Genomic DNA, 20,160 nt, shown 5'->3' on the forward strand with positions numbered 1-20,160 from the left:
CGTTCCGTACATGACAGCGCGGCGAGCGATACTCAGCGGTTCGGTGTTCGAGGAGCAGATCGGGTATGCCCGGGCCGTGGTCGACGGGGACTGGGTGCATGTGTCCGGGACGACCGGCTACGACTACGCCACCATGACGATCTCCGACGACGTGGTCGAACAGGCCGAGCAGTGTCTGCGCAACGTGGGCGCGGCACTGGCCGAGGCGGGGTGCTCGTTCGCCGATGTCGTCCGGGTGCGGTACCTGCTGCCGGAGCGGGACGACTTCGAACCCTGCTGGCCGGTACTGCGCCGCCACTTCGGCGAGGTCCTGCCGGCGGCGACCATGATGGTGTGCGGGCTGGCCGACCCCCGGATGAAGTTCGAGATCGAGGTCTACGCGCGACGCACGGGCGGCGACGGTGCCTGACCTCCGCCTGGAGCCGGTGACCGGCGACGCCATGCTCGAACAGTGGCGGCACGTGCACAACGCGATCGTGCCGCCCGCCGCCATGGATCTCGACGAAGTGCGGGAGCGCAGTGGCCGCTACCGGCTGGAGAACGCGTATCTCGGCGACGAACTCGTGGGGTGCTCCACCGTGCGGCCGCCCGAGGGCGAGAACGCCATCGCGACGGTGATCGCGCGCGTGCTGCCCCGGTATCGGCGGCGGGGACTCGGGAACGCTCTGTATGAGAAAGGGCTCGCCCACGCGCGCGTGCTGGGCGCCGATGTGATCGAGACCTGCGTGCCGGCCGCCAACGAGGACGGGGTGCGGTTTGCCGAGACACGCGGATTCGTGGAGGTCGAGAGGTATGTGCTGCCGGGTGCGAACGACCTGTGGATCGACCTCCGCCTCGCCACCTCCGGACGGTAAGAAGGGGTTCACGCCGAGTTTCCGGCATGCAACGATTCTCTCAATCTTGCGGGAACTCGATGTGTGCTGCGTCACGTTCGAGTTGAATGATTGTTAGTGAGCGAACCGACGTGCCGTACGTACGGACGCAGCCTGCAGGGGGTCCAGGTGAGTGCTTCCCGGCGTAGTGGGACCACCGACGAGCTGGGGCCGGACGAGCCCGAACGGGACGGTCCGGAGGGCTCGGGCGGTTCCGATCTGCTGGCTGCGCTGCTGGACGGCATGGACGCGGCCCTGTGCGCCTTCGACGCCGACGGTGTCGTCACGCACTGGAATCGTGAGGCCGAGCGGATTCTCGGGTGGACCGCGAGTGAGGCCGTGGGCCGGCACGGGTTCGCCGGGTGGGCCGTACGGCCGGCCGACGCCGAAGAGGTCGAGTCCCGGCTGATGGCCGCCATGCACGCGCCGGGACGCCAGGTCCATGAGTTCGCGCTGCTCACCAAGGACGGCGGCCGGGTCCTCGTACGGACCCAGTCCGCGGCCGTCCGCGGCCCCGACGGAAAGCCCGCCGGTCTGTACTGCGCCTTCAGCGAGGTGCACACGCAGATCGACCTCGAACGGTCCATCGCACTGAGCGAGGCCCTCTTCGACGACGCGAGCTGGGGCGTCGTCCTCGTCGACGCCGACCTGCGGCCCGCCGTCGTGAACGCGCACGCGGCCCGCGCGCTGGGCATCGGGCGTACGTCCGTGCTCGGCAGACCGCTCGGTGAACTGCTCTCCCAAGGCGTCGAGGAACTCGAGAGCGCCCTCACCCATGTGCTCGCCGAGGGCGCGCCCCCCGCGCCCGCCGAGATCTGGGTCGGCGTACGCACACCGGAGGGCGAGAAGCGGCGCTGCTGGCGCTGCGGCTTCGTACGGCTGGCCTCCCCGCTCGCCGAGGAACCGGTACCGCTCGGCGTCGGCTGGCTGTTCAACGACGTCACGGAGGCCAAGCAGGCCGAGCAGGAGGCGTCGTTGCTGCGGTTCCGCAGCAATCAGCTCCACCGTGCCGCACGGGCCGCCGCCGAGTGCGAGGACCCGGCCGAGGCCGCCACCGTCCACCTCGACTTCGCGCTCGCGGGGTTCGCCGACCACGCCCTGATCGACCGCGCGGCGGGCGGCGCGATCACCGACGCGGAGACCGCCGGGCCCGTACGACTGGTACGCATCGCCGCCACACCCGCGGGCGCGCCCGGACCGAGCCTGGTCACCGGTCAGGCCGGCCTGCCCATCCGCTACGGCGAGGGGCACCCCGCCTTGCAGTGCGTCCAGCGAGGCGGCTCCGTGCGGGCCAGCGTCGGCACCGTACCGGCCGAACAGGCACGCGCCTGGGCACTGGCCCGGCAGTGGCCACCGGACGCCGTGCACGCGCTGTGCGCGGTGCTGCGCAGCCGGGGGCGGACGCTGGGCGTCGTGACGTTTCTGCGCGGGGCCGGACGCAGCGCGTTCGAACGGCCCGACGCGGCGTACGCGGAGGATGTCGCCGTACGCATCGCGGGGGCGCTGGATCTGGCGGGGGCGGTGCGCGGGGACTGGCCGCCGGAGGGTTCGGGGTAAAGGCTGGGCCGGGCGCTTCCGGCTAACGGCGATAGAAGATCCGGTCCCCGTACTCCTCCATCACCCGCCCGTTCCAGTCATGGCCCCCGTCGACGTTGCCGGAGCGCAGCAGTGGAGGTTCGATGCCGCGGGCGGCCAGCGCGGTGGCCGTTTCGGCCATGACCGCCTGGAGCAGGGCCGACGTGACGACCGTGGAGGCCGGGGCGAAGGGCGCCGGGACGGTGTCGAGGGTGAGTTCCGCGTCACCGACGGCGATCTTCGAGTCGAGGACGATGTCGCAGTGGTCCTTCAGATACGTCCCCGAGGAGTGCCGGGACTTCGTCTCCGACGCGTACGCCACCGAGGTCACGCCGATCACCTTCACGCCCAGGGCACGGGCGTTCATGGCCATCTCCACGGGCAGCGCGTTGCGGCCGGACAGCGAGACGATCACCAGGGCGTCGCCCTCGCGAACCGGAGACGTGTCGAGCACGGCACTCGCGAGACCGTCGACCCGTTCCAGCGCGGAGCCGAGGGTGGCCGGGACGACATCGACTCCTACGACGCCGGGGACGGCCAGCAGATTCATCAGCGCCAGGCCACCCGCGCGGTAGACGACGTCCTGCGCGGCCAGCGAGGAGTGCCCGGCGCCGAAGGCGAACAGACGGCCACCGGCGACGACCGTGTCCGCGAGGAGCGACCCGGCCGCCGTGATCGTCTCGCCCTCCTCGTCCCGCACGCGTCGCAGCAGCCCGATCGCGGCATCGAAGAACTGACCGGACGGCTGGCTGTCGCTCATGCGGGGTCCCTTCGGGGCGGGCGTGGCGGCGTACGGCGGCGTGCTGCGGCGATGTGTTGCGGATCACGGTGCGGTCTGGACCAGTGCGGTGTCAATACGGCCGTTGCCGCGTGACGTCGGGTAGCGCGCCAGCGGCACAACTGCCCCCAACGGGCGTGACCCCATACGAGGAGCGGTCTGAGAAGCGGTCTTCAGTGACGGACCAGGCAGAACGGATGCCCAGCCGGATCGGCATAGATACGCCAGCTCCGCCCCTCCGCACCGTCGTCCAAGACCGTCGCCCCGCGGGCCAGCACCTGCTGCTGGGCTTGGTCCAGGTCTGCGACACCGAAGTCCAGATGGAACTGCTGGGGCCGGGCAGGGTCGGGCCACACCGGCGGCAGGTAGTCCGCCGCCCGTTGGAACGCAAGGACGAGCCCGGACGGCGTGTGCAGTGTCGCCCAGCCGTCGTCGAGCGCCCACCGCTTGTCCTGCTGATTGACGCTCCCGCCCAGCAGGGAGTTGTAGAACGCGGCGAGTTCCGCAGGGTCGGAGCAGTCCAGGACCACGCACTGGAGGTCGGCGATCATGGGCAGATCGTAGGCGGCCGACAGGGTGGGCCCGGCCCTCGCTGCGCGAGGTGGCGGAGACAGGGCCTAGCGGCAGATCTTGGTCGGTAGCGTTGTTGGCACCCGGACGCGCGAGGTCACTGGCTCCCCGGCTGGAAAGCCTGTCGAGTGACCAGCCCCAGTCATCATGATCCGAAAGATCAGCGAGGTGCCCTTGATGACTGCGTTTCCTGGATTTCCACGCCTGCGGCGAGGTGCCACGGGACGGCACAGCGTCACGACGCCGATGGGCCGGATCGACGTGTTCCACCGGAATCTGCGACTCCTGCAGAGCGGCGACGGATACGGCTATGCCTTCCGGCCAGAACCGTGTTCGTCAACATCCCGAAAAAACCTGTTGAGCGACGACTGACCGCTCCTTAGGGTGTGAGGCACACGAGAAGGGAGGTGGTTCGGCAGATGTATGAATACCGGACGCGTGAGGTGACTGCGGGCTAGCGGCCCGCCACCACACCCAGTGCGGTGCCGGACCAGCGTGCGTGAGAAGCACGCAGCCGGCCCAATCCCAGCAGTCACCCGACCCGCGAGCTCGCCGGTACGTCCGGCCGGCTCCCCCGCCGAGAGGCGGAGGGACCAGAGCTCGCGGGTCGTCTGCGTTCCCGGCGGGGATCAGCGCGCGATGTCCCCGTACCCCTCGATCTCCCGTGGGTTGCGAGTGCCCGGCCCGACATACCGGGCAGAGGGCCGGACCAGGCGGCCCGTCCGCTTCTGCTCCAGGATGTGGGCGGACCAGCCGGCCGTGCGGGCGCAGGTGAACATGGAGGTGAACATGTGGGCCGGGACCTCGGCGAAGTCCAGGACGATGGCGGCCCAGAATTCGACGTTGGTGGCGAGGATGCGGTCGGGGCGGCGGCTGTGCAGCTCCGCCAGGGCCGCCTTCTCCAGGGCTTCGGCGACCTCGAAGCGGGGGGCGCCCAGTTCGCGGGCGGTGCGGCGCAGCACTCGTGCGCGGGGGTCCTCGGCGCGGTAGACGCGGTGGCCGAAGCCCATGAGGCGTTCGCCCTGGTCGAGGGCTTGTTTGACGTAGGCCTCGGCGTCGCCGGTGCGCTCGATCTCCTCGATCATGCCGAGGACGCGGGAGGGGGCGCCGCCGTGCAGGGGGCCGGACATGGCTCCTACGGCGCCGGAGAGGGCGGCGGGGACGTCGGCGCCGGTGGAGGCGATGACGCGGGCGGTGAAGGTGGACGCGTTCATGCCGTGTTCGGCCGCGCTGGTCCAGTACGCGTCGACGGCGGCCACGTGCTTGGGGTCGGGCTCGCCGCGCCAGCGGATCATGAAGCGTTCGGTGATGGAGTTAGCCTTGTCGATCTCGCGCTGCGGGACCATGGGCCGGCCCTGGCCGCGGGCGGACTGGGCGACGTAGGACAGGGCCATGACGGCGGCGCGGGCGAGGTCTTCGCGGGCCTGGGCGGAGTCGATGTCGAGCAGTGGTTTCAGGCCCCAGACGGGGGCGAGCATGGCGAGTGCCGACTGGACGTCGACGCGGATGTCGCCGGAGTGCACGGGGATCGGGAACGGTTCGGCGGGCGGCAGACCGGGGTTGAAGGCGCCGTCGACGAGCAGGCCCCAGACGTTGCCGAACGAGACGTGGCCGACCAGGTCCTCGATGTCGACGCCCCGGTACCGGAGTGCGCCGCCCTCCTTATCCGGTTCGGCGATCTCCGTCTCGAAAGCGACGACTCCCTCGAGTCCGGGTACGAAGTCGGACATCAGGCGGCTCCTCGTGATGTGTGCGACGGGTGATGTGTGTGGTGTGGCTTGCGGGGATGGTGTTGCGAGAGTTCTTTGGTGGGTGGGGCTGCTGCCGTGTTTCGTTGGTTCGTGATGTGTTCCGCCCGGTGGATCCGCGGTCGGTGCGCTGCGGAGACTCGCGGTCCTGGGCGTCATCCCTGTGATGCCCCGTGCGGCCGACGGTCACCCCAACCGGCACGGCATCTGAACGATATCTCCGAGTGTCACCCTTGGGGAGAGTTCGCGGCACTCAGTGCCACCCAGTGATGAAGGACACCGTGGCGAACGGCGCGTGCGGATACGGCAAGATGACCGCGTGAACGATCGTGACGCCGTGTCCGCCGTCCCCTTTGATCCCGCGTTGATGCGCAAGCAGTACCGGGCCGAGGGCCTGGCCGAGTCCGATCTGGCCGGCACGCCGGTGGCGCAGTTCGCGCGCTGGTTCAGGCAGGCCGCGACGCAGGCCCATCTGTTCGAGCCGAATGCGATGGTCGTGTCGACGGCGGACGGTGAGGGGCGGCCCAGTTCTCGTACGGTGCTGCTGAAGCAGTTCGACGAGCAGGGTTTTGTCTTCTACACCAATTACGACTCCCGCAAGGGCCGTGATCTGTCCGAGAACCCGTATGTGTCGCTGCTGTTCCCATGGCATCCGATGGCCCGGCAGGTGATCGTGTCCGGGGTGGCGCGGCGTACCGGCCGTGATGAGACGGCCGCCTATTTCCGTACCCGGCCGCATGGTTCGCAGCTCGGGGCGTGGGCGAGCGCCCAGTCTTCGGTGATCGCCACACGTGCCGATCTCGACGCCTCGTACGCCGAGTTGGCGGCCCGCTATCCGGAGGGCGAGCAGGTGCCGGTGCCGCCGCACTGGGGTGGTTTCCGGGTGGCTCCGCAGTCGGTGGAGTTCTGGCAGGGGCGCGAGAACCGGCTGCATGACCGGTTGCGGTATGTGGCGGAGCCGGACGGGAGCTGGCGGGTGGAGCGGCTCAGTCCCTGAGGACGGTCGCGGTCAGACCTTGCCCTGGAGGTACGCCGTGCTGTGCCCGTCGAGGAACTGGGCTATGCGTGCGCGGAAGTCCTCGGAGAGTGCGGGCCAGTTCCAGAACTGGAAGCCGAGATGGACGAAGGCCAAGGAGTTGTCGGTCCACCTCCATGCGGAGAGGGGGACGGAGTCGGCGCAGGCGGGGCAGTCGACGTCGGCGGTGCCCGTCTCGTGCCAGGCGCCGGCGGCGGTGCTGAAGCGGGACGAGACATCACCTTCCACAGCGGTGGTTTTCCCGCAGCGCGGGCACGTCACCGCGTCCGGGCCGCGTTGGCCAAGGCTGTAGAAGATGTGGTGTCCGGTGTGCAGGGCGAGGCCCTCCGGGGCGCCCCAGCGGCCGTCGGCGACGGCCTTCGGCCAGTTCGGGCCGGGCGGGTGGGCCGGATGGTCTCCCAGGGCCCAGCCCGGTTCCGCCGGGGCGAGCACGATGCCCTCGGCCACGAGCCAGTCGACCACGGGCTCCGCCAGGCGTGCCGCGTCCTGCGGGCTCGCGTCCAGGTCGACGATCGTCTGGAATGTGTCTCCCATGCCCGAACCGTAAGCCGTGCCACTGACAACGGGGTCAGCCCAGCGTCTCGTCCAGCAGCGCCGCCCACTGTGCCACCACCCGTTCGCGGCGGGGTTCGTCGTCGGTGAGGAGGTTGGCGAGGCCGAGGCCGCGGGCCATGTCGAGGAGGCCTTGGACGGTTTCGCGGACGCCGGGGTGGGATTCGTCGGCGCCGAGGAGGTCGACGGCGATGTGGTGGGTCTCGCGGCCGACGCGGGCTTCGAGTTCGGTGACGCGGGGGCGTAGCTGCGCTTCGTTGGAGGCGGCGACCCACAGGTGGAGGGCGGCGCGGAACAGCGGGCCGGTGTAGAGGTCGACCAGGGCTGCGACGACCGCGCGCCGGTCGCCCGCCGCGCCCTGCGGGAACAACGCCCGCAGCGCCGTGGAGCGCTCCTCGGCGACGTATTCGACGGCCGCGGTGAAGAGGTCCTCGCGGGTCGGGAAGTGGTGCTGGGCGGCGCCGCGGGAGACGCCGGCGCGTTCGGCGACGACGGAGACGGTGGAGCCTGCCCAGCCGTGTTCGGCGAGGCAGGCCACGGCGGCTTCGAGGAGCCGTTGCCGGGTGGCCCGGCTGCGGTCCTGTTTGGGTGCACGGTCGACCGTGCTCACAGCACCCATGGCGGTTCCCGTCGTTCTAGGAAGGCCGTCATGCCCTCGCGGGCGTCGGCGGAGGCGAACAGCCGGGCCGAGAGCGCGGTGAGGTCGGCCGCGTCCCGGTCGAAGGCATCCAGCACCCTAGCTGTGAGCAGCTGTTTCGTCTCGGCCAGGGCCTGCGGGGAGGCGCGGCGCAGTCCGTCGAGGACGGGTTCCAGTACGGCGTCGGCGTCGTCGCCGGAAGCGGTCAGCAGGCCGATGCGGGCCGCCTCGGCGGCGTCGAAGCGTTCGCCGGTGAGGTAGTAGCGGGCGAGGGCGCGGGGGTCAGTGCGGGGCAGCAACGGCAGGGAGATCACCGCCGGGGCGACCCCGATCCGTACCTCGGTGAAGGCGAAGGTCGCCTCGTTCGAGGCGGCGGCGATGTCGCAGGCGCCGAGCAGTCCGAGACCGCCCGCGCGGACGTGGCCGGTGACACGGGCGACGACGGGTCGGGGCAGTTCGACGATCTGCCGGAGCAGGCCGACGAGTGCGTCCGGGGGCGGTGGGTCGCGCAGGTCGGCGCCCGCGCTGAAGGTGTTGCCGGTGTGAGTGAGGACGACCGCGCGGATGTCGCCGTCCTTGCCGCAGTCGGTGAGCGTGTCCGCGAGTTCGCCGACGAGGGCCGCCGACAGGGCGTTGCGGTTGTGCGGGGAGTCGAGGCTGAGCGTTTCGATGCCACGCGCGCGTGTACGGCTGATCAACGTCACGTGCGCTCCCTGAGTTCCCGGCGCAGGATCTTGCCGGAGGCGGCGCGCGGTACGCCGTCGATGAAGGTGACGTGACGGACGCGTTTGTAGGGGGCGACGCGTTCGGCGACGTACATCATGACCTCTCCTTCGGAGAGGTCGGTGGCGGTGGGCCGGCGGACCACGTAGGCGTGGGGGACTTCGTTGCCCTCGTCGTTGTAGGCGCCGATGACGGCGGCGTCGGCGATGCCGGGGTGGGTGAGGAGGAGGGCTTCGAGTTCGGCGGGGGCGACCTGGAAGCCCTTGTACTTGATGAGTTCCTTGACGCGGTCGACGACGAACAGCCAGCCGTCGGCGTCGGCATGGCCGACGTCTCCGGTGTGCAGCCAGCCGTCGGTGTCGATCATCGCGGCGGTGTCGTCGGGGCGGCCCAGGTAGCCCTTCATGATCTGGGGTCCGCGGATGAGGATCTCGCCGGGTTCGCCGACGCCGACGTCCTTGTCGGGGTCGTCGAGGGAGACGATGCGCATCTCGGTGCCGGCGATGAGTTTGCCGACGGTGCCGGGGGGCGCGTCGTGCATGGCGTTCAGGGGGACGACGTGGGTGCCGGGCGACAGTTCCGTCATGCCGTACGCCTGGCCGACCGGCGGCAGGTTCAGGCGCCGGGAGCAGGCCGCGGCGAGGTGGGCGTCGAGCGGTGCGGCGGCGCTGATGAGGTACTTCAGGGACGACAGGTCGTACTCGGCGACAAGTGGGTGCTTGGCGAGGGCGAGGACGATCGGCGGGGCGACGTACAGGCCGGTGATGCGGTGGTTCTGGATGGCGGCGAGGAAGGTTTCCAGGTCGAAGCGGGGCAGGACGACGACGGTGGCGCCCAGTCGCAGGGGTGCGTTCATCAGCGCGGTGAGCCCGTAGATGTGGAAGAAGGGCAGGACGGCGAGGATGCGGTCACCGGGGCCTGCGCCCATGACGGGTTCGAGCTGGGCGAGGTTGGTGGCGATCTGGCGGTGCGTGAGCATCACGCCTTTGGGGATGCCGGTGGTGCCCGAGGAGTACGGGAGGGCCGCGACGTCCGCCACGGGGTCGATGTGGATCTGTGGTTCGGGGGCGGTGGAGGCGAGCATGTCGATGAGGGAGCGGTGTCCTGGCGCGCTGTCGCAGACGAAGATCTCCTCGACGCCGCCCGCGAGTTCGGCGGCCCTGCGGGCGGTCTCCAGCAGTGGGGAGACGGTGATGATCCAGCCGGCGGCCGAGTCGCGCAGCTGCTTGGCGAACTCCTCGGCGGTGGACAGCGGGTGCACGGTCGTGACGGACGCCCCCGCGCGCGTGGCGGCGTAGAACGCGGTCGGGAAGGCGACGGTGTTCGGGCTGTGCAGGGCGAGCACGTCGCCCTTGCGGACGCCCGCCTCGGCCAGCGCGGCGGCGACGCGCCGGTGGAACTGGTCCACCTGCGCATACGTGAGCGTCATGCCGTTGGTGCCGTCGATCAGCGCGGGCGTGTCGCCGAACTCGGCGGCCCGGCCCAGTACGGCTTCGTGGATGGGGAGTTCGACGGGCGGGACGTCTGCGTACTCGCTGCGGAACATCGTTCCTCCAAGACGGCCTAGTACGACTTGGGCAGGCCCAGGGTCTGGTGGGAGACGTAGTTGAGAATCATCTCCCGGCTCACTGGGGCAATACGAGACACGCGGGCGGCCGTTATCAGCGAGGCGAGGCCGAATTCCCGGGTGAGGCCGTTTCCGCCGAGGGTGTGCACGGCCTGGTCGACGGCTTTCACGCATGCCTCTCCGGCCGCGTATTTGGCCATGTTGGCGGCTTCTCCCGCGCCGGTGTCGTCTCCGGCGTCGTACAGGTGGGCAGCCTTCTGCATCATCAGGCGGGCGAGTTCGAGTTCGATGTGCGACTGGGCGAGGGGGTGCGCGATCGCCTGGTGGGCGCCGATGGGAGCCTTCCAGACGGTGCGTTCGCGTGCGTAGGTGACGGCTTGGGCGAGGGCGTAGCGTCCCATGCCGATCGCGAAGGCGGCGGTCATGATGCGTTCGGGGTTGAGGCCGGCGAAGAGCTGGAGGAGGCCTGCGTCCTCGTCGCCGACCAGGGCGTCGGCGGGGAGTCGTACGTCGTCGAGGGTGAGCTCGAACTGCTTCTCGGCGGCGTTGAGTTCCATGTCGATCTGTCGCCGTTGGAAGCCGTCGGCGTCTCTCGGGACGATGAAGAGGCAGGGTTTGAGGTTGCCGGTGCGGGCGTCTTCGGTGCGGCCGACGATGAGGGTCGCTTCGGCGATGTCCACGCCGGAGATGAAGACTTTGCGGCCGGTGAGCAGCCAGTCAGTGCCGTCTTTTCGTGCCGTCGTCGTGATGCGGTGGCTGTTGGAGCCGGCGTCGGGTTCGGTGATGCCGAAGGCCATGGTGCGTTTGCCTTCGGCGAGGGCGGGGAGCCATTCGCGCTTCTGTTGTTCGGTGCCGAAGCGGGCGATGACTGTGCCGCAGATGGCCGGGGAGACGATCATCATGAGCAGGGGGCAGCCTGCGGCGCCGAGTTCTTCGAGCACGATGGAGAGTTCGGCGATGCCGCCTCCCCCGCCTCCGTATTCCTCGGGGAGATTCACGCCGAGGTAGCCGAGTTTGCCTGCCTCGGACCAGAGGTCTTCTCGGTTGTAGGTAAGGCCGTGGCGGGTTCCCAGGGCGGCGACTGCGGATCGTAGGGCCTTGTGTTCTTCGGATTCGAGAGTGGGAGGCATGAGGACTCCTTCCGGGTGCGGGTTGGTTGTGGCTGGTCGCGCAGTTCCCCGCGCCCCTTTAGGCCTGCTGCACAACCGCCAGCAATGTGTTGACCTCTACCTGTTGGCCAAGCTCGGCCTGCAAAGCTGTGAGCGTCCCTGTGACCGGCGCTGTGATCTTGTGTTCCATCTTCATCGCCTCCAGCCACACAAGGGGCTCTCCGGCCCGTACAGCCACTCCTACGGCCAGCCCGTCCGCCACGCGGACCACCGTTCCCGGCATGGGGGCCAGGAGCGAGCCCGGTGCGTGCTGGGTCGCCGGGTCGGGGAAGCGGGGCAGAGCCTTGAGGGCGGTGGTGTCGACGAAGATCTCGTCGCCGTATCGCGCCACCTCTAACTTGCGCTGTACGCCGTCCATTTCGAGTACGACCAGACACGCGTCGGCGTGGACGACCCGCACTCCGTCCGCCTCCAGGCCCGCCCGCGTGTGCCGGTAGTGGACCTCGTGTTCCTCGCCCGCCATCTCGTAGCGCTTGGTGTGGGGCTGGGAGGGGACGTTGCGGAAGCCGCCGAAGCGGGAGCGGATGGGGGAGTGAGCGTCGGCCAGGGCTGCGGCGAGGGGGGCGTGGGGGTCGGGGGTGGGGGCGGTGACTTCGGGGAGGTGGCGGTCGTAGAAGCCGGTGTCCATGCGGGCGGTGGTGAACTCCTTGTGCCGCAGGGAGCGGACGAGGAGGTCGCGGTTGGTGGGTGGGCCGTGGACGGCGGCGCGTTCGAGGGCGCCGGCGAGTTTGCGGATGGCCTCCGCGCGCGTGGGAGCGTGGGCGACGGCCTTGGCGAGCATGGGGTCGTAGTGGACGCCGATCGTGTCGCCGTCGGTGTAGCCGGTGTCCAGGCGGATGCCGTCGGGGACGGCGAGGCGGTGCAGGGTGCCGGTCTGCGGGGCCCAGTCGCGGGCCGGGTCCTCGGCGTAGAGCCGGGCCTCGATCGCGTGCCCACGCGCGCGTGGGGGCTCGCGATCGAGGGGCTGCCCTTCCGCGATGCTCAGTTGGAGGGCGACCAGATCGACGCCGAAGACCGCTTCCGTGACGGGGTGTTCGACCTGGAGGCGGGTGTTCATCTCCAGGAAGTGCGGTGTGTCGGCGGCGACGAGGAATTCGACGGTGCCGGCGCCTGCGTAGTCGACGGCACGGGCGGCGCGTACGGCCATCTCGTACAAGGAGTTGGTCAGTTCGGGTTTCAAACCCGGTGCCGGGGCCTCCTCGACGACCTTCTGGTGGCGTCGCTGGAGGGAGCAGTCGCGGGTGCCGAGCGCCCACACGGTGCCGTGTGTGTCGGCGAGGATCTGCACCTCGACGTGCCGGCCGTCCTCCACGTAGGGCTCGATGAAGACTTCGCCGTCGCCGAAGGCGCTGTGGGCCTCGGCGCGGGCGCCTTCCAACTGCGCGGGCAGGTCCTCGAGGCGGCGGACCACACGCATCCCGCGGCCCCCGCCGCCCGCCGCCGCCTTCACCAGCACCGGCAGGTCCGCCTCGGTGACCTCGGGCAGGGGCTCGATGCCCATCAGCTCCTTGGCGCGCGTCTTGGACGCCATGGCCTCGATCGCTTCCGGGGGCGGGCCGATCCAGGTGAGGCCCGCGTCGATGACCGCGCGGGCGAAGCCGGCGTTCTCGGAGAGGAAGCCGTAGCCCGGGTGCACGGCGTCCGCGCCGGCCGCGAGTGCCGCCTTCACGATCAGGTCGCCGCGCAGGTACGTGTCGGAGGGCGCCGCCCCCGGCAGCCGTACCGCCGCGTCGGCCACGCGCGCGTGGAGGGCGTTTTCGTCGGCGTCCGAGTGCACGGCGACGGTCCGGATTCCCAACTCACGGCAGGTGCGGAAGACCCGGCAGGCGATCTCGCCCCGGTTGGCGACGAGCACAGTCGCTATCACGTGATCCCTCACATCCGGAAGACGCCGAAGCCACCGCGCGCGCCCTCGTAGGGGGCGGTGTGGACGGCCGACAGGCACAGGCCGAGGACGGTGCGGGTGTCGCGCGGGTCGATGACGCCGTCGTCGTACAGCCGCCCGGACAGGAACTTCGGCAGGGACTCGGACTCGATCTGCTGCTCCACCATCGCCCGCAGCGCCGCGTCGCCCTCTTCGTCGTACGGCTGTCCCTTCGCGGCGGCCGACTGGCGGGCGACGATCGACAGCACGCCGGCGAGCTGCTGCGGGCCCATGACGGCGGACTTGGCGCTGGGCCAGGCGAAGAGGAAGCGGGGGTCGTAGGCGCGGCCGCACATGCCGTAGTGCCCGGCGCCGTACGACGCGCCCATGAGCACGGACAGGTGGGGCACCGTCGAGTTGCTGACGGCGTTGATCATCATCGCGCCGTGCTTGATGATGCCGCCCTGCTCGTACTCCTTGCCGACCATGTAGCCGGTGGTGTTGTGCAGGAAGAGCAGCGGGATGTCGCGCTGGTTGGCCAGCTGGATGAACTGGGCGGCTTTCTGGGACTCCTCGCTGAAGAGGACCCCTTGGGCGTTCGCCAGCACCCCTATGGGGTAGCCGTGGAGCGTCGCCCAGCCGGTGACCAGGCTGGTCCCGTACAGCGGCTTGAACTCGTCGAAGTCGGAGGCGTCGACGATCCGGGCGATCACCTCGCGCGGATCGAAGGGGGTGCGCAGGTCGCCGGGGACGACGCCGAGCAGCTCCTCGGCGTCGTACTTGGGGGGCTCGGCGGGCCCCGGATCCTCGTACGCCTTGCGGTGGTTGAGCCGTGCGACGACCCGCCGCGCCTGTCGCAGCGCGTCCCGCTCGTCCACGGCGAAGTAGTCCGCGAGACCCGACACGCGCGCGTGCATCTCGGCACCGCCCAGCGACTCGTCGTCGCTGTCCTCGCCGGTGGCCATCTTCACCAGGGGCGGCCCGCCGAGGAACACCTTCGCGCGCTCCTTGACCATGATCACGTGGTCGGACATGCCGGGGATGTACGCGCCGCCCGCGGTCGAGTTCCCGAAGACGACAGCGAGCGTCGGGATTCCGGCGGCGGAGAGCCGGGTGAGGTCGCGGAAGATGGCGCCGCCCGGGATGAAGATCTCCTTCTGGGACGGGAGATCGGCGCCGCCGGACTCGACCAGGTTGATGCACGGCAGCCGGTTGGCGAGCGCGATGTCGTTCGCCCGCAGGGCCTTCTTCAGGCTCCAGGGGTTGCTGGCGCCCCCGCGCACGGTGGGGTCGTTGGCGGTGATCAGGCACTCCACGCCCTCGACGACCCCGATGCCGGTGACGAGGGAGGCGCCGACCGTGCAGTCACTGCCCCAGGCGGCCAGCGGCGACAGCTCCAGGAAGGGCGTGTTGGGGTCGAGGAGCAGCTCGATGCGTTCGCGGGCGAGGAGTTTGCCGCGTTTGCGATGCCGCTCGACATATTTCGGGCCGCCCCCGGCGAGCGCCTTCGCGTGCTCGGCGTCCAGGTCGGCGAGCTTGGCGAGCATGGCCTCACGGTTCGCCCGGTAGTCCGCGCCGTCGAGGTCGAGGGCCGTGCTGAGAACCGTCACAGGAGGGCCTCCGGGATGTCCAGGTGGCGGGAGCGCAGCCATTCGCCGAGAGCTTTGGCCTGCGGGTCGAAACGGTGCTGGGCGGCGACGCCTTCGCCGAGGATTCCCTCGACGACGAAGTTGAGGGCGCGGAGGTTGGGCAGCAGGTGCCGGGCGACGGTCAGCTGCCGGCTTTCAGGGATCAGCTGCTGAAACCTGTCCACCGTCAGCTCGTGCGCCAGCCACCGCCAGGCATCGTCCGTACGCACCCACACCCCGACGTTCGCGTTTCCGCCCTTGTCCCCGCTGCGTGCGCCTGCGACGAGGCCGAGGGGGGCGCGACGCCTGGGACCGTCCAGTAGCGGCTCGGGCAGGGGTGGCTCCGCGACAGGCCCGTCGTCGTCGAGTACGGCGGTGTCGTGGGCCGGAGGCACAGGGATCCGGCGCCCGTCATGGAGGACGGCCGTATGTGGGACGGCGCCATGGGAGACGTACACATCCTCGAAGACCCCATAAGGCGCTCCCTTTCCAGGTGGCGCGAGCACATGGAAGCCGGGGTAACTGGCGAGCGCCAGCTCCACGGCGGCACTGGTGAGCGCCCGTCCGACGGTTTCCTCGTCGGGGTCGCGTACGACGAGCCGGAGCAGGGCGCTCGCGGTCTCCTCGGTCGGGGCGTCGGGCCGGTCGGTGCGGACGAGGTCCCAACGGACGTCGGTGGGCCGGGACTTGGCGAGCGCGTCCGTCATCTGCTCCCGTACGAGGTCGGCCTTGGCGTCGATGTCGAGTCCGGTGAGGACGAAGGCGACCTCGTTGCGGAAGCCGCCGAGCCGGTTGAGGCCGACCTTGAGGGTCGAGGGCGGGGCCTCGCCGCGTACGCCGTCGATACGGACGCGGTCGGTGCCGTCCTGGGTCAGCCGTACGGTGTCCAGGCGGGCGGTGACGTCGGGTCCGGCGTACCGGGCGCCGCCGGTCTCGTACAGCAGCTGGGCGGTGACCGTCCCGACGTCGACGATGCCGCCGGTGCCGGGGTGTTTGGTGATGACGCAGCTGCCGTCGGCGTGGAGTTCGGCCAGAGGAAAGCCGGGACGGCGCAGGTCGGGGCCGCCGTCGCGGAAGAACGCGTAGTTGCCGCCGGTGGCCTGCGCCCCGCACTCCAGTACATGCCCGGCGACGACGGCGCCCGCGAGCCGGTCGTACTCCCCCGGCTGCCAGCCGAAGTGGGCTGCGGCGGGCCCCATGACCAGGGCCGCGTCCGTCACCCGCCCGGTCACCACGATGTCGGCGCCCTCCCGCAGACAGGCGGCGATGCCGAAGCCGCCGAGGTAGGCATGGGCGGCGAGGCTGCCGGGGTGCTGGGCGGTGAGGTCGTCGCCCTCGACGTGCGCGACGCGGAGGGGGATGCCGAGCCGGTCCGCCAACTTCCTTACGGCATCGGCGAGTCCGGCGGGGTTGAGCCCGCCGGCGTTGGTGACGATCCTGACGCCGCGCTCGTGGGCGAGGCCGAGGCACTCCTCCAGCTGGCGCAGGAAGGTGCGGGCGTAACCGGCGGTCGGGTCCTTCAGCCGGTCCCTTCCCAGGATGAGCATGGTGAGTTCGGCGAGGTAGTCGCCGGTGAGGACGTCGAGTTCGCCGCCGGTGAGCATCTCGCGCATGGCGTCGAAGCGGTCGCCGTAGAAACCGGAGGCGTTGCCGATACGGAGGGTCACGCCCCGGATCCCTTCGGCGGGCGTCCGGTGCCGGGCGGGCCCGCGAAGGCCTGGGCGATGTCCAGCCAGCGATCGGCGTCGGGACCCTCGGCCCGTACGGCGAGGTCGGCGCGGTGGGCGCGCCGGGTGACCAGGAGGCAGAAGTCGAGCGCGGGCCCGGTGACACGTTGCGCCGCGTCTTCGGGGCCGTAGGCCCACAGGTCTCCTGAGGGGGCGATGACTTCCACCCGGAACGCGTCGGCGGGTGCGGTCAGCCCGTGCACCATGAAGGCATAGTCCCGAGCCCGCACCCCGATGCGGACCACATGCCGGAGCCGGTCCGTGGGTGGGCGGACCACACCCAGGGTGTCGGCGATGTCCTGGCCGTGGGCCCAGGTCTCCATGAGTCGGCCGGTTGCCATAGAGGCAGCCGACATGGGTGGGCCGTACCAGGGAAAGCGCGTCCCTGTGTCGGCGGCGCACAGCGTGCGGTCGAGTGCCTCGCGCCCGGCCCGCCAGTCGGCGAGCAGCTCGGCGGGAGGCTTGGCCGCGCCTTCCTGCGCGCCGTCGTCGACGAAGACGTCCATCGCTGCGAGCGCCTTCTCCATCTCACCCCTGAAGGCGTCCGGGTCCGTCATGGCGAGCAGCGCACTGCGGTCGGTCCAGGCGAGGTGCGCGATCTGATGGGCCACGGTCCAGCCGACGGCGGGGGTGGCGAGCGCCCACTGCTCCTCGCTCAACTCCCCCACCAGACAGTCGAGTTCCTCGCTCTCCTCACGCAGGTCGTCGATCACAGGCATCGGATCGGACACGGAGCGCTCCCCTCGGGCACGGCGGTGTGCGGGGTGGTGCGCTTCGGAGCATGGCAGCGACGCCAAAAACAAGCAAGCGTGCTTGCATTGATTTGAATACGTGGGCGCTGACCTGCTGAGGTCACAGAGGGTCGGGCGTGACCTGCCAGATGGTGACGAGTTCCGAGCGTGGCGTGATCATGTAGACGAAGAATCCGTTGGCCACGTAGGCGTGCTTCGCGCAGTCACTCCGTGTGCACCGCCTTGGCAGCATCGCGGTAGACGCCGCCGGCGGTGGCCAGGTGCTCGCGTGCTTCGTCCGGTGCGATCGCAAGGTGGGCCAGGTACTCGGCGCGGTGGTATGCCCTCGCCGTTTCCGGATGGCGCTCGATCTCGATCAGAGCAGCCCAGTGCTCGAGGTAGGCATGGACCGGCTTGAGAGAACCGTGCTCCACCGCCTCCGCCAGAACCTGGTCCTTGGCCTGGTCATAGGCAGTCAGAAGCTGGGGCGCGACGACAGCGCAGGCAGCACGCAAGGCTCCTGGGGTGCGCTCCGGGCGGGGAATCAGCGGTCCGTCGCCCACGGCGGTGTGTTGCGGACTCATGCTGCCGTTCCCTTCGTGTCCTCTGGGGACGGACCGGCCACGCGCCGGGTGCCGATGGTCCAGGGCACGAATCCGACTCTAGCCCCGCTCCGCCTCACCACGACGCAGAACGGTCAGGAACCAGCGCCCAGCCCCTTCGCCTTCCCCCGCCCCACCTGCGTCCGTACCGCCCCCATGCTCGCGGCGATGACCAGGGCGATCGCGGCGGCCTCGGTGGCGGAGAGGGCCTGGTTGAGGACGAGGAAGCCGGCAGCCGCGGCGACGGCGGGTTCGAGGCTCATCAGGATGGCGAAGGTGGAGGCGGGCAGGCGGCGCAGGGCGAGGAGTTCGAGGGTGTAGGGCAGGACGGAGGAGAGGATCGCGACCGCCGAGCCCAGGGCGATGGTCGTGGGGTCGAGGAGCTTCGAGCCCGATTCGGCGATGCCCAGCGGCAGGAACAGGACCGCCGCGACCACCATCGCGAGGGCGAGCCCGTCGGCCTGCGGGAAGCGTCGCCCCGTACGGGCGCTGAAAACGATATAGGCCGCCCACATGACGCCGGCACCCAGGGCAAAAGCCACACCTATGGGGTCCAGGCTGCTGAATCCGCCACCGCCGAGCAGGAAGACACCGGCGATGGCGAGTCCGGCCCAGATGAGGTTGACGGCCCGGCGGGAGGCGAGGACCGAGAGGGCGAGCGGGCCGAGCACCTCGAGGGTGACGGCGGGGCCGAGGGGGATGCGGGCGACGGCCTGGTAGAAGAGGCCGTTCATCGCGGCCATGGTGATACCGAAGACGACGACCGTGCCCCAGTCGGTGCGCGAGTGGCCGCGCACGCGCGGGCGGCAGATCAGCAGCAGCACGAGCGCCGCCGCCAGTAGCCGAAGGGTCACCACACCGAGCGCCCCCGCCCTCGGCATCAGACTCACCGCCAGCGCACCGCCGAACTGCACCGAGACACCCCCGGCCAGCACCAGGCCCACCGGCCCGAGGGAGCCCCAGCGGCGCGGGGCACCCGCCGGAGCGGGCCCATGATCCGTCACGGGAGCGGCAACCGAGGTCGGGTCGGACGGGACGGCAGCGCTGGGGGTGCTCACGGGGCCTTCCAGAGGATCAGCTCGGGGTTCGTTCATCATGATGCACTGCTCGGTCCAGGGTAGTGGACTCCGTCAGGCGTGTGAACTCGTTATGCCACTGTCTTTCATCCCGAGACGGGCGTCCCCCATGCCCTCCGTGTCCATCGGAGAGCGGAAGTGGAAACACCGGATTGACGCGCTCGGGGCCTCTGGTGAAAGTCCTGACCCGTACGGAGCGGGCTGAGACCGTGAGCCGGTGACCCAGCCCCCGAAGCAGTCCCTCCTGTCCCGCCGCGCCGTGCTCCGTGGAGGAGCCGCCGCAGTGGCCGGTGTTGCCCTCGCCGCCGGCGTCGGTCAGCCCGCGTTCGCCACACCGCCCGGTCACCGTCGGCGGCTGCGGGTGCTGATCGCCACCAACGAGCCCTGGGGCACGTACCACGTCCAACCGCTGCTCGCCGAGACCCGGCGGCGGCGCTGGTCGGTGACCCAGTTGGTGCCGGACCTGTCGCGCATCACGCCCGGGGAACCGGTGCCGGTGGCGACGCCGGACACGGCGCCCGCGGCGGACCTGCTGGTGGTGACCGGTGCCGGGGACTGGCCGCTCGAGTGTGCGGAACGGTTCGCGCGGTTGCCGTCGGCCGCGAGTTCGCTGGCGTATCTGGGGCCTCAGGAGGCGCCCGGCGCACGGCAGTTGCGGCATCGGCTGCGTACGATCACCTCCTCGTCGCCCGCCGAAGCGCGGGCCTTCGCCGGATATCTGGGCACGCGGCGGCGGATCCGCGTGGTCGGCTCACCCCAGACCGACACGCTGCCGGAGCACCGGCCCGAGCCGGGCCTCGTCCTGGTGCTCACCAGCGTCACCCACCCCGACGACACGGGCGGCTCCGCGCCCGGCACGGAGTTGCTGCTCGCCGCCACGGCACAGCTCGCGGCGTCCGGCCGGCGCATCCTGGTCGGCCTCCACCCCCGCGAGAACCCGGCCTTCTGGGACCGCTACGAGATCAGCAAGGTGCCCTCGATACAGGCCGCGGCCCGGGCGGAAGCGGCGATCGGCATCCCCGGCACGGTCTTCCCGCTGGTCGCGGCGGTCGGCGTCCCGCTCGTCGGCTGCACCGACCCCGCGCTGACCGTGCCCGAGTACCTGCTGTCGGTGTGCTCGTCGACGATCGACGACCCGGCCGAGGCGGTCAGGGCAGTGACCGGTGCCCGGCTGCCCTCCCCCGACGTCCTGGCGGACGCCGTCGGCCCCATCGGCGGCTCCGCGGCCCGCCTGCTCGACGTGTGGGCCGCAACGGCGGCCGACTGCCACGCCCCCTCAGCCGCGGCCTGAGACGACACCAGCCC

19 protein-coding genes are annotated in these 20,160 nt (G+C 70.6%); 5 read left to right on the forward strand and 14 right to left on the reverse strand.

The genetic code is table 11. From position 1 onward, the window contains the following. Positions 1 to 10: 10 nt before the first annotated feature. The 3 genes from QQY66_RS20880 (at position 11) to QQY66_RS20890 (ending at position 2,429) form a co-directional block, all read left to right on the forward strand. Positions 11 to 409 carry a RidA family protein gene (locus tag QQY66_RS20880; protein WP_301981865.1) on the forward strand — a complete coding sequence of 133 codons (399 nt, stop codon included), beginning with the start codon at positions 11 to 13 and terminating at the stop codon, positions 407 to 409. After that, entirely contained in the window at positions 402 to 854 is a 453-nt protein-coding gene (locus tag QQY66_RS20885) for a GNAT family N-acetyltransferase (protein WP_301981866.1), read from the forward strand. The genes QQY66_RS20880 and QQY66_RS20885 overlap by 8 nt, the downstream gene beginning before the upstream one ends. A gap of 147 nt (positions 855 to 1,001) precedes the next feature. Next, positions 1,002 to 2,429, forward strand: coding sequence for a PAS domain-containing protein (locus tag QQY66_RS20890; RefSeq protein WP_301981867.1), 1,428 nt, complete (start codon positions 1,002 to 1,004; stop codon positions 2,427 to 2,429). Between the two features lie 22 nt (positions 2,430 to 2,451). Here QQY66_RS20890 and QQY66_RS20895 read toward each other — a convergent pair whose 3' ends face one another. The 3 genes from QQY66_RS20895 to QQY66_RS20905 all read right to left on the reverse strand — a co-directional run bounded on the left by QQY66_RS20895 (position 2,452) and on the right by QQY66_RS20905 (position 5,525). Beyond that, positions 2,452 to 3,207, reverse strand: coding sequence for an SIS domain-containing protein (locus QQY66_RS20895; protein ID WP_301981868.1), 756 nt, complete (start codon positions 3,205 to 3,207; stop codon positions 2,452 to 2,454). A 191-nt stretch (positions 3,208 to 3,398) separates the two neighbouring features. Next, on the reverse strand, positions 3,399 to 3,776 hold the full coding sequence (locus QQY66_RS20900) for a VOC family protein (protein WP_301981869.1): 378 nt from the start codon (positions 3,774 to 3,776) through the stop codon (positions 3,399 to 3,401). A 648-nt stretch (positions 3,777 to 4,424) separates the two neighbouring features. Continuing rightward, entirely contained in the window at positions 4,425 to 5,525 is a 1,101-nt protein-coding gene (locus QQY66_RS20905) for a citrate synthase 2 (protein WP_301981870.1), read from the reverse strand. Between the two features lie 337 nt (positions 5,526 to 5,862). Between QQY66_RS20905 and pdxH the strand changes: the two genes are divergently transcribed. Then, positions 5,863 to 6,540 carry a pyridoxamine 5'-phosphate oxidase gene (pdxH, locus tag QQY66_RS20910; protein ID WP_301981871.1) on the forward strand — a complete coding sequence of 226 codons (678 nt, stop codon included), beginning with the start codon at positions 5,863 to 5,865 and terminating at the stop codon, positions 6,538 to 6,540. 12 nt (positions 6,541 to 6,552) lie between these two features. Here pdxH and QQY66_RS20915 read toward each other — a convergent pair whose 3' ends face one another. The 11 genes from QQY66_RS20915 to QQY66_RS20965 form a co-directional block, all read right to left on the reverse strand. Beyond that, positions 6,553 to 7,113 carry a hypothetical protein gene (locus tag QQY66_RS20915; protein WP_301981872.1) on the reverse strand — a complete coding sequence of 187 codons (561 nt, stop codon included), beginning with the start codon at positions 7,111 to 7,113 and terminating at the stop codon, positions 6,553 to 6,555. Between the two features lie 34 nt (positions 7,114 to 7,147). Next, positions 7,148 to 7,750 carry a TetR/AcrR family transcriptional regulator gene (locus QQY66_RS20920; protein ID WP_301981873.1) on the reverse strand — a complete coding sequence of 201 codons (603 nt, stop codon included), beginning with the start codon at positions 7,748 to 7,750 and terminating at the stop codon, positions 7,148 to 7,150. Beyond that, entirely contained in the window at positions 7,738 to 8,472 is a 735-nt protein-coding gene (locus QQY66_RS20925; RefSeq protein ID WP_301981874.1) for an enoyl-CoA hydratase family protein, read from the reverse strand. The genes QQY66_RS20920 and QQY66_RS20925 overlap by 13 nt, the downstream gene beginning before the upstream one ends. After that, on the reverse strand, positions 8,469 to 10,037 hold the full coding sequence (locus tag QQY66_RS20930; RefSeq protein WP_301981875.1) for a 4-coumarate--CoA ligase family protein: 1,569 nt from the start codon (positions 10,035 to 10,037) through the stop codon (positions 8,469 to 8,471). Before QQY66_RS20930 ends, QQY66_RS20925 begins: the two co-directional genes overlap by 4 nt. A gap of 17 nt (positions 10,038 to 10,054) precedes the next feature. Then, positions 10,055 to 11,188 (reverse strand): acyl-CoA dehydrogenase family protein, encoded by a 1,134-nt coding sequence (locus QQY66_RS20935; RefSeq protein ID WP_301981876.1) that lies wholly within the window; start codon positions 11,186 to 11,188, stop codon positions 10,055 to 10,057. A gap of 58 nt (positions 11,189 to 11,246) precedes the next feature. Then, a complete protein-coding gene (locus tag QQY66_RS20940) occupies positions 11,247 to 13,094 on the reverse strand; it encodes a biotin carboxylase N-terminal domain-containing protein (RefSeq protein ID WP_301981877.1) in 1,848 nt (615 codons plus the stop codon). An 8-nt stretch (positions 13,095 to 13,102) separates the two neighbouring features. Next, complete coding sequence (locus tag QQY66_RS20945) at positions 13,103 to 14,701, reverse strand: acyl-CoA carboxylase subunit beta (RefSeq protein WP_301981878.1); 1,599 nt, start codon at positions 14,699 to 14,701, stop codon at positions 13,103 to 13,105. Beyond that, positions 14,698 to 16,386, reverse strand: a complete 1,689-nt coding sequence (locus QQY66_RS20950) for an acyclic terpene utilization AtuA family protein (protein ID WP_301981879.1) — start codon at positions 16,384 to 16,386, stop codon at positions 14,698 to 14,700. Before QQY66_RS20950 ends, QQY66_RS20945 begins: the two co-directional genes overlap by 4 nt. Next, positions 16,383 to 17,177, reverse strand: a complete 795-nt coding sequence (locus tag QQY66_RS20955) for a TIGR03084 family metal-binding protein (protein WP_301981880.1) — start codon at positions 17,175 to 17,177, stop codon at positions 16,383 to 16,385. The genes QQY66_RS20950 and QQY66_RS20955 overlap by 4 nt, the downstream gene beginning before the upstream one ends. A gap of 224 nt (positions 17,178 to 17,401) precedes the next feature. After that, on the reverse strand, positions 17,402 to 17,761 hold the full coding sequence (locus QQY66_RS20960; RefSeq protein WP_301981881.1) for a DUF6247 family protein: 360 nt from the start codon (positions 17,759 to 17,761) through the stop codon (positions 17,402 to 17,404). A gap of 113 nt (positions 17,762 to 17,874) precedes the next feature. Beyond that, complete coding sequence (locus QQY66_RS20965) at positions 17,875 to 18,837, reverse strand: DMT family transporter (protein ID WP_301981882.1); 963 nt, start codon at positions 18,835 to 18,837, stop codon at positions 17,875 to 17,877. A 235-nt stretch (positions 18,838 to 19,072) separates the two neighbouring features. On the opposite strand from QQY66_RS20965, the gene QQY66_RS20970 reads away from it, so the two are divergent. Then, entirely contained in the window at positions 19,073 to 20,146 is a 1,074-nt protein-coding gene (locus tag QQY66_RS20970; RefSeq protein WP_301981883.1) for a hypothetical protein, read from the forward strand. Positions 20,147 to 20,160 lie beyond the last annotated feature (14 nt).

Origin of the sequence: Streptomyces sp. DG2A-72 (assembly GCF_030499575.1) — a bacterium.
Taxonomy (GTDB): domain Bacteria; phylum Actinomycetota; class Actinomycetes; order Streptomycetales; family Streptomycetaceae; genus Streptomyces.